Origin of the sequence: Moraxella sp. CTOTU49097 (assembly GCF_032064105.1) — a bacterium.
Classification (GTDB): Bacteria; Pseudomonadota; Gammaproteobacteria; order Pseudomonadales; family Moraxellaceae; genus Faucicola; species Faucicola osloensis_B.
In genome coordinates this window covers 96,842-110,106 of record NZ_DAMBOA010000007.1, presented here as the reverse complement: position 1 = coordinate 110,106, position 13,265 = coordinate 96,842, and the positions used below count along the sequence as shown (strand labels likewise).

The 13,265-nt window shown below is 39.8% G+C and carries 12 protein-coding genes and 1 tRNA gene; 6 read left to right on the top strand and 7 right to left on the bottom strand.

What is annotated here, in order from left to right:
• Window positions 1–260: 260 nt before the first annotated feature.
• The 7 genes from RT064_RS06360 to RT064_RS06330 form a co-directional block, all read right to left on the bottom strand.
• The gene (locus RT064_RS06360; protein WP_313062522.1) at window positions 261–1,313 is read right to left on the bottom strand and encodes a cysteine desulfurase family protein; all 1,053 of its coding nucleotides are present in this window, start codon (window positions 1,311–1,313) and stop codon (window positions 261–263) included.
• Window positions 1,314–1,336: 23 nt separating this feature from the next.
• Complete coding sequence (locus RT064_RS06355; RefSeq protein ID WP_313062497.1) at window positions 1,337–1,933, bottom strand: class I SAM-dependent methyltransferase; 597 nt, start codon at window positions 1,931–1,933, stop codon at window positions 1,337–1,339.
• Window positions 1,933–3,006: an HNH endonuclease family protein gene (locus tag RT064_RS06350; protein WP_313062496.1), complete on the bottom strand. Its 1,074-nt coding sequence runs from the start codon at window positions 3,004–3,006 to the stop codon at window positions 1,933–1,935. Before RT064_RS06350 ends, RT064_RS06355 begins: the two co-directional genes overlap by 1 nt.
• 2 nt (window positions 3,007–3,008) lie before the next feature.
• Entirely contained in the window at window positions 3,009–5,324 is a 2,316-nt protein-coding gene (locus tag RT064_RS06345) for a TerD family protein (RefSeq protein WP_313062495.1), read from the bottom strand.
• A 134-nt stretch (window positions 5,325–5,458) separates the two neighbouring features.
• Window positions 5,459–6,526 carry a nucleotidyltransferase domain-containing protein gene (locus RT064_RS06340; protein ID WP_313062494.1) on the bottom strand — a complete coding sequence of 356 codons (1,068 nt, stop codon included), beginning with the start codon at window positions 6,524–6,526 and terminating at the stop codon, window positions 5,459–5,461.
• Between the two features lie 20 nt (window positions 6,527–6,546).
• Complete coding sequence (locus RT064_RS06335; RefSeq protein WP_313062493.1) at window positions 6,547–7,326, bottom strand: nucleotidyltransferase domain-containing protein; 780 nt, start codon at window positions 7,324–7,326, stop codon at window positions 6,547–6,549.
• Window positions 7,327–7,674: 348 nt separating this feature from the next.
• Window positions 7,675–7,750, bottom strand: a tRNA-Gly gene (locus RT064_RS06330).
• A gap of 368 nt (window positions 7,751–8,118) precedes the next feature.
• Here RT064_RS06330 and RT064_RS06325 point away from each other — a divergent pair.
• From RT064_RS06325 to RT064_RS06300, 6 genes are all read left to right on the top strand, one after another.
• Complete coding sequence (locus RT064_RS06325) at window positions 8,119–8,943, top strand: M48 family metallopeptidase (protein ID WP_409519537.1); 825 nt, start codon at window positions 8,119–8,121, stop codon at window positions 8,941–8,943.
• 256 nt (window positions 8,944–9,199) lie between these two features.
• Window positions 9,200–9,655: a DUF441 domain-containing protein gene (locus tag RT064_RS06320; RefSeq protein WP_313062492.1), complete on the top strand. Its 456-nt coding sequence runs from the start codon at window positions 9,200–9,202 to the stop codon at window positions 9,653–9,655.
• A 203-nt stretch (window positions 9,656–9,858) separates the two neighbouring features.
• Entirely contained in the window at window positions 9,859–10,194 is a 336-nt protein-coding gene (locus RT064_RS06315) for a BolA family protein (protein WP_160000889.1), read from the top strand.
• A 90-nt stretch (window positions 10,195–10,284) separates the two neighbouring features.
• Window positions 10,285–10,650, top strand: coding sequence for a SirB2 family protein (locus RT064_RS06310; RefSeq protein WP_313062491.1), 366 nt, complete (start codon window positions 10,285–10,287; stop codon window positions 10,648–10,650).
• Window positions 10,651–10,682: 32 nt separating this feature from the next.
• Entirely contained in the window at window positions 10,683–11,075 is a 393-nt protein-coding gene (locus RT064_RS06305) for a hypothetical protein (protein WP_313062490.1), read from the top strand.
• A 430-nt stretch (window positions 11,076–11,505) separates the two neighbouring features.
• Complete coding sequence (locus RT064_RS06300) at window positions 11,506–13,242, top strand: AMP-binding protein (RefSeq protein WP_275579702.1); 1,737 nt, start codon at window positions 11,506–11,508, stop codon at window positions 13,240–13,242.
• The last annotated feature ends 23 nt before the right edge of the window (window positions 13,243–13,265 follow it).

Here is a 13,265-nt window from a genome sequence, read left to right as displayed (position 1 = left end):
TTAAAGATTACGAAGTAATAACAAAAACCTTTTATTATGAGAGTTTACTAAAAAATCACTTCAAAAAATTCAACCAATAAACCGTACATCACAAACCAATAAAACGTACATCTTTAGCCAATCATTTGTACATTAAAAACCAATAAACTGTACATCGCAAACAAACAAATTGTACACTTATTAAGCCTAAGAACCGCTAATATAGCGAGTTTCAGCGTGCCGATATATTTATAACTTTTATAACTCCAATAATATATTGTTTAAAATCTTAAAGCGCTATGTTCTAGCTTTAGGAATTCACTAATTTTCTGAATAGCAAAATCAATTTCTTCCTTCGTTGTCATTCGTCCTACAGTAATACGAAACGAACTTTCAAATTCGTCTTTATCGACGCCAATTTCCTTCATCAGTGAAGGATAATCACGATTTAAACCATTACAAGCAGAACCTAAAGAAAATGCGATATGAGGTTGCAAGTTATTGAGTAATTTTAGTGAATCTATCCCTTGTATTGATACATGCAGATTACCGGGGTGACGATTAATTAAACTACCTTGGACTTTAACCTCGAACTTAGCTTGTAACTGACGTAATAAATAACTTTTTAACTCAGCAAGTTGCTGTGTTTCACTCTCTTTAACTTCTTGAAGAATTTCTACAGCTTTCGTCAATCCGACAATCAATGGTGTCGGTAATGTGCCAGAACGAAGTCCATTTTGTTGCCCTCCACCATAAATCATTGGCTCGAATTCATTATCCTGTAAATGCTTTGAGATAAGTAATCCAATACCAGTAGGACCATATATTTTATGTCCTGAAATCGTTAGATAATCAATACTCAACTCATCGAAGTCAATATCACAATATCCTGCTTGTGACGCATCAACATGAATGACAATACCATTCTCGGAACAAATCTGAGCAAGTTGCTGTATTGGTTGATTTGTGCCAATCTCGCCGTTTGTCATACAAGCGGATATCCAAAGTACGATATATTCTTCAATTTTTTTATTGAGATCTTCCAAGTCAATTCGCCCCTCTTGAGTCAGCTTTAAAAAGACTAAATTGAGACCCAATTGCTGTGTAAAAACCTTTAATGGAACTAAGACGGATTTATGCTCCAAAAAACTGGTTAAAACTGTATCTGCCAGCGGATTTTCGTGTCTTGCCAGTTTAATACCAGAAAAAATCGCTAGATTATTTGCTTCAGTTGCATTTGAAGTAAAAAGAATATCTTCATCTAAACAATTATAAATTTCACTTAATTTTTCAATGTATTCGTCAATGACATTCTGCTTCTCATAACAAAATATATGATTCGAATGAGGATTTCTAGCTATGTTTTACTTAAAAGGCAATTAAACCAAGTTTCCCTTCTGTCGGCTCGATTATCTTGGCTGTGCCAATTTTGAATTAAAATAATCTTGTTAAGCTGTTGCGTTATAAATTGCCATCTTTCTTCATTGATATCACAAAAAAATCGACCCTCTTTTTTTCGTTCGCTGTCCCCATATTTAAAAGAAGCATAAAGAATGCCATTGGGTTTTAAGCAACTGAGTAAATCATTTAGAATCTTTGGCAAGTCATCAAAAGGTACATGAAGCAAAGACGCACACGCCCAAACACCTGTAAAATGACTTTGCCAGTTTTGATTAGCGATTTCATCAAAAGTTAAACATTGCCAATCAGTACGCGTATCAGTTTGCTTGGCTAAATCAATCAAATTTTTACTACCATCAATGGCGGTAACAGCAAAACCTTGGTTTGAGAAAAAAATGCTATCACGCCCCGAACCACACCCAACATCCAAAATAGTCTGCTTACCGCTTGGCAAATTCTCTAAAAATGGCTGATAAACATTTTGCATATCTACATTAATCGTTTGGCTAAAAAAATCTTTAGCATGGGTTTGATAGTAATCTAAGATAGTCATTAAAAAATGCTCAACCCTTGTGGCTTTGGTTGCCAGTTATGAATAAGGCGTTCCTTTGAGAAACGATAGGATTTGTCCAAAAAGTATTTACGGTCACGCTCATTGTTACCTGTTTGCATAATCAGCGTTTCTCGCAAAGGGTGATGACTACCTATCAGATATTCATTGCGAGTGTGCAAACGCTCTAGCAACTCAATCGTCGGTACTTGGGCAAACTTGCCACTCTCGCCACGATTGCATTCAGAACAGGATAAAACCAAATTCCAAACCCCATCGACATTAACAGGACGACAACACCCAGCGGTTGACACGTCAGGTTTTAAAATATGCGGGAAAAAGTGGTCAACATCAGCGAGTAAATCATCATCTGATGAAATACTGATTTCTTTAAAACAGTAAAAACACCGACTTTTTTGGTAGCCATTTAACGCCCCACGAGAGGTGGTAATATTGGTTCTGCGGTGCTTGGTATCATGGGTAAAAAGCTGTTTGGTTTCTTGGTCAAATTCAACGGCAATCAAGTTTTTATTAAGGTTTAATTCCCATGCCTTTTCAACCAAATTCCAACGAGATTCAGTTTCTTGGTTTAAATCTTTTGCGGAGTTGTCATACAGATAAAATAGTTTAAAAAGATTATCGGTTAAGCGAATCCCTTTGTTAAATTTGCGTTCATCAATAAAGAATTCCTTATTAACAACGTCATAAAATCGTTCTTGAATGGCTTTGGTATTTACCACATGAAAAGCGTCTAAAACATATTTGAAGCCTTCTTTCTTGGTGATTTGAATTAATTTATCTTCGTCAATTTTGCCTTCGTTATATTCTTGGCAAGCTTGGATAAATTGACTGGTTTTAAAAGTAGATTGTTTAGGACTATGTTTAATGTGTTCGGCAAGGTGCAACGCATACGGCAACGCCAAATCATCAAGGGTAATTAAGTCACTTTTTCTATCCAAACTGACATCGATTAAGCTTTTGGCAAGGGCAAATTTGTATGAAGCGGTATTTTTACCAAATAAGATAATGGCTCGCCAATAGTTTTCTAGCGTGGGTTCAACATCGACAAAGTTCATAATTAAGCAGCTTTTAATTCAATTTGATTCAACTTAAACTTCTCAAGCTGGGTCTTATAGATGGGATTTAAGGAATCTGAAATATCATTTGCCAAAATATTATCGATATAATCAAATAACGGTAAACTCAAATCTAAACGAATTTTTTTATTGGATTTGACATAAAAAAACGGAAGATTTTTGACAGCATCATAATCCACAGAAAACGAACTTTCAGGAACACTACAAATGCGTAATTGGGCTATTTGAAATACGGACGAGTCCGAGCGTTTTAAGGTGATATTGAGATTTTTAGCATCTTGACTACTACTATAGAATAGGTTTAAGGCAGTTAAACAAGCCTTTTTAATGCTTCTTGCATCGTCTGAAAAACTTTCTTGGTCTAATCGCCAGTTACTAAATTTGCGAATGCTCGGTGACCCCAAAAAGTGAGCCTTAGCATCTTTCGATTTGGCATTTAAGCCATACATGAATAGGATACGTCGTAGCGAAGATTTGATTTTCGACGAATAGCTATCGTTATCCCTTTGAATATAGCCTTGTATAATGGATTTTAATGGTTCATCAATGTCGCTAAAAGCATCATGGCTGGTGATGATATTTTCTACTTCCAAACTGGTATATCCGCCAAGATTTAGACGTGAAAGAAGCTCAATCAATTTTAAGTTTTTGGCTTTGTGCCAAATATTGGCATCTACCCGTCCAAAAAACGCATCACTAAACAAAATAGTATGTTCAATGTCGTCAGTTAATGTATAGCCCATCGTGATAGATGACGCTAAATGTGCCAGCATTTGTCTTAGTGTTAAGCGACGCTCATAATTGATAAGATACAGGTAGGTTAGACGAATGCTATCTATTACTTCATCGAAATGATTATAGATTGTCTGACGATTTAACGTGATGGGGTGCGTTGGATAATTCTGAGTGATTAAATCCCATGCTTTATTTTCAATGATTTTCTGAAAAATTTGCAGGGCTATTTCAATGTTATCGAGCTTGGCAATATTGATGATGTATAGATTTTTACCATCAACATCGAGTTTTAATCGTTCAAGCTCTGCTGCATCGTCTAGTATATCTAAGTCTTGACTGAGAATTTCTAAAATTTTTGATAAATTGTCTTTACCTTGCAGGTTAGTATGTTCTAAAGCCTCTGTTATTGAAGTCAGCAAGGGTCCGGTATTACTAACAATGATCCAATTTCCCTTGCTACCAAACGCTTGCGAAAGATAATGTGAGCGGGTGTCGGAACTCAGTTCACTCATATCTTTTAACACGTGCAGATTATGTTTATCTACATACTCATACTCTTTAAAAGTTTTAGCCTGATAATTGGTATCTAATTTTTGTAAGGTTTTTAAGACATCAAACGCAATCGTTGATTTACCATCGCCTGCATGACCTGTTAAAACGACAATGTTATTATTATGACCTTCAATCAATTTTCTGATGGTATCGACCACAGGAAAAGGCGTATAAATCTCCTCAAAATAAGGTGAGTTGGATTGAGACTCAGCCAAGGCATTAACACCTGACGCATTTAGATTGTGTAAGCTATTAATATAGTTAATAAAATCTTTTGCTTTATCTTGTAATAAGTTGATATCATTTACTAATGATGTATCTGTATGATTGGCCATGACTGGTTCTTCCCTTGAAAGTAGCTCGCCACCACTTTCATTTGATTGCCTATCTTCTATAGTAGATAGCGACGCTTCAATAGCTAGTGCATTGTGACTGTCATCGTAATTGTGATTTTCGTTTTGCGATATCCTCTCGTTGCCACTTGTCAAATCATTCTCTTCTTCAATTACCCCGCCAAAAAATTTCACTAAATCGGCTAAATCCCCATCAAATCCTTGGTTTGTGGGTTTCAAGATCCAAGTACCATCAACTTTATCAAGCCGAAATAACAAAATAGATTGCTGTTGCTGAAATGGGTTGGTATTGATTTCAAATTTATTGATGAGATGTTGTTTATTGTACAGCTGTATATGTAAATTGGAGATTTTAGAGATGGGTTGATGACTATCAGTCGTCAAAGTTAAAAACAGATGTTGGATTTGGGAATTTAACGTATGCAAGTTAGCTCGAAAGCTGGCGAAGTTTTTTGTATGATCGACTAGCTCTAAACTGTGACAAGGACTAAGCGGCTGATTATAAAAAATCATATAATCCTCATTGCTCAGCTTCAAATCTTTGTCCAGTCCAAACAAAGCCACATCAAAATCAGCCGGTGATGATGCAGATAGCTTTATTTTGTATTCTGGGTCATCGTTATTCAGTGCTATCGTTTGCCCAGCTAGTCCATCCACAAAATTTCTCCAAAAAAAAACATGCTAATAATGATACTTATACTCTATTTAAAGCACATAAGTTAGTAGATATGAACAAATTTATATAATTTAGCCAATACATTCAAGGCAAGCTGACAAATATATTCAAGATTTTAGCTATAAATATACTGTCTAATTTTTACCAGCTGTTCCAAAACTTCCTTACGATTCGGCTCACCAGTTAAATTGCTATCTCTAAACGCTCGGCTAATCTCAATCGTTAACTCATCCGCCATCTTTACTAGCGTCTTATAATCACTCTGCCCTGCTTTAATCGCCAGTAATTCGTGCCGATTGGGGCGTTTGACAATCACTTTACCAGTTTTGGCGATATCAAGGGCGGTTTGTAGCAAGCGAATGGTGTGCATCATGTTTTTGGCATCGTATTGCTTGCCATGTGAAATAGTCGTTTGGTAGCGTTCTTCATTACGATTTTCGACCCACTCCCAATATTCGCTGTAGTCTTTGCAGTATTTGCTGTAGCCCATCAGATTGCACGATAGATAGCCCACAGGGGTCATCCCTTTAGGGATACTCGATAAACTCACTTGAGTGGCGTTATCTTTTTGCATAATGCCGTGAAAGCCTTGCTCACCATCATCGATATACATGGCGTACATTTGCGTGGCATGGGGCATGACCGCTAGTCCGATTTGACGTTGGTTTAAGTTATTTTTCTGAAGCCATTGCTGTAAATTAATACTTTTGCCATTGCTAAATACCACGCAAAAATTAAGCAGACTCTTTTTCTCTTTTTCCATCGGATTGACGATTTTTTTGTTTAAGCCACGGGCTTTTTTAATTTGGCTATGGGCAAAGCCCGCAAAGGTTTTTTCACACAGTTTGCTGATAAACCATTCAGGCTTTAGACTCTCCATAATGGGATGGCGATACAGCACTTTATCGGCAGGTGTCGCCAGCAGTTCCATAATATTGGGATTGTTTTGCAAAAGCAATTCGACAAATCGTCCAAGTTCGTAATAAACGATATCGTTGGTTTCGTTGCTGACTTGAGGGATATAGTCGCTTTGTAAACTGTAAAAGCGTTCTTTGGGCAAATAAAACACACCTTTGATGTCGGTGTCCGATGTGGGGGTGTCTAGCCCGTAGGCACGAGAACCAGAGATACATTCAAATAGGATAAGATTTTGGGCTTTTAAATTATCAATGGTTAAAGACATAATTTACTCAACGAAATAGCTTAATTAAAAACCGTTGCTTTAAAAATGGTATCAAGTAACGCTACATCACCCTGTTTTTTATCCGGAAAACTCGGATTTTCACAACGTTGCCACAGTTTAGCCGTCAAATCCTGCAAAGACTTTGACAACTGATGACGATAATTTTCATCTTGACTTTGCTTAACTTTAACCAATTCCAATATTTCCTGCTTCTCACCTTCAGTCAATAACGGCAACATCAAATTAAAATCTACAGGCGGTGGGCAGGCTTGCTCAAGTGTCCAAATACTCGCTAACAACGCTCGAAACAAATAAAACCATTTTTTTAGCTTAATTGGTTTATCGAGTTCAAGCTCGCCACTGGCATTTTTTGCCATGCCTTGATAGTGATAAAAAATCGCTTTTGGGTCAAAGAACTCGTTTTGCACTGCTTTAACCGCTTCCAAAAATTGATTATCCGAATGATACATAATCGGCGAATTGAGCCACTCGAAAATCACGGCATTGGATTTATGCAATAATTGCAAGGCTTTACGAATGTCCCAGCCACCAATATCAAATGGCACATCAAACAAATCATTTTGGATAAATTCAAAGGTATCTTTGCCCGCATACAGCCGTAAATACCAGTCTGGCTCATGCCGATAAATCAAACGCACGTCATAATCGCTGTCAGGAGACGCAAAGCCCCATGCCCTGCTACCACTTTCAATGGCATGAAGTGGCTTGACACCTTTGTCTTGGCAGACTTGATAGATGATTGAGGTAATTGGAATATGATTGGATAGATTATTTGTCATTATGCATTTTGAGATAAATTGTTAATCTTTGCATTATGGCAAAACATAGAGAGTTAAACAAATTTTGTCTCCTATCAAACAAATCAAGAACTTAGATTGTCTTAAAATATTATTAAATTCATCTAAATTCCCTATTTCACGGTCGGGGTCACTCTAAAAAATTATAAAAAATGCGTGGTCACAAAATGGTCACGTTTTGGTCACGGTCTAAAATTTTGCAAAAAATTGATTAGTTAAATTAACAAAGCATTTTTAGTAAAAAAAGGGGCAGAAAGCTTGAAAGCCTTGATACAGGCGGAATTAAAGACAATAAAAAAGCCTAACTATTAAGTTAGGCTTTCTTGAATTTGGAGCGGGAAACGAGATTCGAACTCGCGACCCCGACCTTGGCAAGGTCGTGCTCTACCAACTGAGCTATTCCCGCATTAGGTGGTCAACTAGCAATTTTGAATGTTTGTTGCGTCGTTGTGGATGCGTATTATAAAGATTTTTGACACCGCGTCAAGCATTTTTGCAAAAAAAATTCAAAAAAATGCGTTTTTTTTAAATTTAACTGTTTTTACTGAGTTTTATTGGGAAGTAGTTTTTTTTGACTCTTTACTCTCGTATTAATTTTTTCCTTTCTATCCATAGTTATTAGCTTGTTTTATCACACTCTGAAACACACTATGTATCTATCGTTACGCAATTACTGCAAATCTCAGCAGATTGTTTTTTAATGACTTCGCTATAATGCGTCTAAACCTAATATTTCTCTTGGTTCTTTTTGCTGTATTTGGAGATAACGATAAGATGAAAATTTCACAAAAACTTATGATGTCAAGTCTGGCGGCATCGGTCATTGTGGTAGGTGCCACAGGTTGCTCCACCACCACTGACACGGGGGCGATTGGCGTTGACCGTAATCAGTTGTTGGTAGTATCCGATCAGCAGGTGCAACAACTTTCCAAACAAGCTTTTCAACAAGAAATTGCCGCCGCCCGTGCCAAAGGTCTGCTTGATACCAATCCAGCCCAATTGGCACGTTTAAAGAAAATTTCTCAGCGTTTGATTGCGCAGATAGGTGCCTATCGCAACGATGCAAGACAATGGCCTTGGGAAGTGCATGTCATTAAGAGTAATGAGCTCAATGCGCACGTATTACCCGGTGGTAAAATTGTCTTTTACTCTGGTATTATCGATCGCTTGAGTCTGACCGATGCTGAGATTGCTGCCATTATGGGTCATGAGATGGCGCATGCATTGCGTGAGCATACCCGTGAGCGTCTATCGCGTGAGGTGGCGACCCAAACAGGGATTGGTATTGCCGCGAGCGTCTTAGGCTTGTCTCAAGGTCAGGCACAGTTAGCAGGTTTAGCGGGAGATTTGGGTATTTCCCGTCCCAATAGCCGTACCCAAGAAACGGAAGCTGATTTGATGGGGCTAGAGTTGATGGCACGGGCAGGCTATGACCCTAATGCGGCAGTTAGCCTATGGCGTAAAATGCAGAGTGCGGGCGGTCGCGGCGAGCCACCCCAGTTTTTAAGTACTCACCCGGTGAGCTCAACACGTATCGCCACCATTCAATCATTATTGCCACGTGTGATGCCATTGTACCAACAAAGCCGTTACCGTTAATTTTAACTTTGTATTTTATAAGCCAATATTCAGTTGATATTGGCTTTTTTATTGAGCAAATTTAGTGGGTAAAATATGGGGTTGATTAAAAAGTTACTTATCCACTTATCCATTGTCCATCAATTTACCCAACAGGCTAGCTAGCCTAACAAGTTGTCAAAAAAACCGATGGATTGAAGTTTTTTAACTATCTCAACAGCACAGTGGCATTGTCAGTGGCATAATAAGCGTTTGGTCACAGCTATAGGGTAAATTCATGAATCAGCTTGATATTAATTTGCTAGTCTTGTTCGTCATTTTGGGCTGCGGTATTTTTGTGCACAATCCCACGATTTGGGTCAGTGCGACTGCGCTGATTATCATCAAATTTTTACCCCAAAACCAACCTATCTTTTCTTATATCCAGCAATATGGACTCAACTTGGGTATTTTGCTGCTCACCATTGCCGTCATTGCGCCCATCGCCTCCGAGCAAGTCAGTAGCAAAGCCTTGATGACATCTTTTGCCAGTTGGCGCTCATTATTGGCCATCGCCGTGGGATTGCTGGTGACTTGGCTGGGCGCAAGAGGGGTAAATTTAATGAAAGTTGACCCCAACGTGGTCACGGGGCTGATGATTGGCACAGTAGCAGGGGTGGTATTGTTTCGTGGCGTGGCGGTGGGTCCGTTAATTGCCGCCGGGATTTTATCCTTGCTATATTGGTCGAAGTGAATCATAGAAGCTAGTAAGTTATCAAAGATAGAGAAAATTTGAGCGGTATTAACACAAGATTATTTTTGCCAGTCGCACCAATTTGATAGATTAGGCTACCTTAAAACTATGCTAAAATGGCTAAAATGCGGTAAGTGGTGACCAGTTAGGTTTGTCATTGGCTACCCATTTTTGATGCATAAAATTAGTGAACCGAGGACGACATGAGTCAACTTGCTACCCCGATTGCCGATGCTGTGACAGCGCGTTTGCAAACGTTACAGCCCAGTATTTATCAGCTAGAAAACGAGTCAATTCGCCATGCTGGCTATTTTGAAGGCAAAGAAACCCATTTTAAACTGACCATTGTCAGTGAGGCATTTGCCGGCAAACGCTTGGTACAGCGTCATCAGTTGGTGTATGGACTCATTCATGCGTTACTGTCACAAGGCGGTGGACAGATTCACGCGTTTTCAATTCATGCTTATACACAAGCAGAATGGCAAGCGGTTGGGCAATCTCCTGAAAGTCCCAATTGCGCAGGACAAAACGCAGGGTAACATACAGATATAAAAAGAGTGTCAACATAAGCTAAACCCACAGACCTATTGAGTTAATTTACGCTATATTATTATAAAAAAGGTTGATGTATGAAACACGCACATATGCTGATGGCATTGATTTTAATTGCCTTATTCTTGTGGCAAGCCGTGTTGGTATTTACCGCACCAAAAGGACAAGGCTTGCCAAGATCTGCCAAAATCGGCGCACAGGTGATGTATGCCTTGGTGATTTTAACAGGCGCGGTGACGGCGATGCCATTGTTTGGCGCAGGTATAGTGCCGCATTGGTTGATTGCTAAGATGGTGTTACTCATTGTTGCCATTTCAGCGACTGTCAAAGCCACGCGGCAGACGACTACGCCCAATCAAGCCAAAATAGGTATGTTGATTGCTTTTATTGCCTATATGGGTATTTTGACGCTGGCGTTTGTTAAACCGCTCAACCTATTTTAAGTCTAAAGCAGTGAACATAAGGGAGTAGGATAATGAAAAAATTAGCTAGCTCAATACTTTTAGCGACTGCCGCTACGGTAGGCTTGACAGGGTGTATGACCACGCCTACCCCTGAATACGTATCCGCCAACAATTACCAAAGCTATGACTGTGTTGCGCTTGCCAATGAGTACACACGCGTCAATCAATACATTGATGCCAATGCCAACCAGCGCACTGGTTTGCAAGCTTCAGGCATTGGGATTGGCGTATCGGGTAATCGCCATGGTATTTATCCTACCGTGAGTGTCGGCTTAGGCTCAATCAATGGCGGCAACCGTCATAATCTATCGATTGCTATGGGACAACGTGATGCGATGGTACAAGCTGCGCGCTTAAAACAATGCCCCTTTGCTACCGGCATCAAACTCTATAGCGAAAAATAATTTATCCCATTTTTTACCGCTTGACACCCAAACCCATCTTTCATAGTGAGATGGGTTTTTTTATGGTCAGCCAAATCATTAGTGAGGTTAAGGGTAGTCAGTGTCATTGAATACTTATTGAATATTTTTTAGCCTAAAGATAATTTTTATTTCGATAAAGATTGTATCGTTTTAGATTGACAAGTTCATAATTTATTGATTAATATGTCAGATATTGATGATTAAACACAGTAAAATTTTAAAAAAGTGAATTAAAATGATTGTTATAACAATACTTTAAGTCAAGGAATACTTGGGTATTAATCAGTGGGTAAAAATTTTTACGCAGGTAAGCACGAAGTTTTCACTAGCTTTCGTCAATACCTTTAGTAAACACCCCAAAAAAACGATAGAAACACACGCTAAAAAACACGATAGTAAGGATGCTACCATGACCAAAGACGTGCTAACCCTGCCACGCATCGTAATGGGTGCGAAATCTGCCAACGCCCCACTCACCCAAAGCTATGATAAAGGCCCCGTCACACCACTGATAGAATTGACCATTGGTGATTTTTTCGATCAGATGGTGGAACAAAACCCCGATAAAGACGCCTTAATTTCCGCTCACCAAAACATTCGTCTCACCTACCGCGAACTACAGCGTAAAGTCAATCAGCTAGCCAGCAGCATGATTCGTATGGGTCTGCAAAAAGGCGATCGCGTGGGTATTTGGTCACACAACAACGTTGAATGGGTCATCATGCAATTGGCGACAGCCAAAGCCGGTATCATACTGGTCAACATCAACCCCGCGTATCGTATCTTTGAGCTTGAATACGCCATCAACAAAGTCGACTGCCAAGTGCTGGTATTGATGCGTCACTTCAGATCTAGCGACTACGCCGTGATGCTTCAAGAGCTTGCCCCTGAAGCGCGTCACCAAAGCTACCAAAATTTAGAGCTCGTGCAATTACCCAATCTCAAACGGGTCATCTGGATTGATAGCCCAGAGTCCACTGAGGATTTTAGCTATATGCAAAAATTCTCAGCATGGATTGCCGAAGGGGATGCCGATGATCCGGCAGTGGCGGAACGTGCCAAAAAACTTAACCCCAATAACCCCATCAATATCCAATTTACCAGTGGCACCACAGGCACGCCCAAAGGCGCGACGCTTACCCACCGCAATATTTTAAACAACGGTTATTTCATCGGTGAAGCCATGAGCCTCACTGCCGATGACCGTTTGTGTATCCCTGTCCCGCTCTACCACTGTTTTGGCATGGTACTGGGCAACCTTGCCATCTTGACCCACGGTGGCACGATTGTGTATCCCAATGATGGCTTTGACCCCATCACCGTACTTGAAACCGTGCAAAAAGAACAATGTACAGGTCTGCATGGGGTACCGACCATGTTTATTGCCGAGCTTGACCACCCAGATTTTGCCAATTATGACTTATCGACTTTGCGTACTGGCATCATGGCAGGCTCAAGTTGTCCGATTGAGGTCATGCGCCGCGTGATTGACCAAATGCACATGAAAGAAGTCACCATTGCCTATGGCATGACCGAAACATCGCCGGTATCTTGTCAAACTAACCAGCACACGCCACTTGAAAAACAAGTCTCAACCGTAGGTCTGGTACAGCCAAACCTAGAAGTCAAAATCGTCAACCCAGAAACGGGTGAAACGCTTGGCATCGGTGAGACAGGTGAGCTATGTACCAAAGGTTACTCAATCATGCTCGGCTATTGGAATGACACCAATAAAACAGCGGAAGCCATTGTCGATGGCTGGATGTATACCGGTGACTTGGCAACCATGGACGAAGAAGGCTATGTCAAAATCGTCGGACGTAGTAAAGACATGGTGATTCGTGGTGGTGAAAACATTTACCCTGTTGAAATCGAAAACTACCTATATCGCCACCCAAAAATCCGTGACGTCCAAATCGTGGGCGTACCTGACAAGAAATTTGGTGAAGTCCTTGCCGCTTGGATTATCCCAAAAAAAGACAGCAACTTAACCGAACAAGACATCCGTGATTTCTGTAAGGATCATATTGCACACTATAAAGTGCCGACTTACATGAAGTTTGTCGACGAGTTCCCAATGACCGTCACGGGTAAAATTCAAAAGTTCAAAATCGTAGAAGCCATGACACAAGAATTGGGACTCTAAATTTTCAACTTCATCAAAAACTT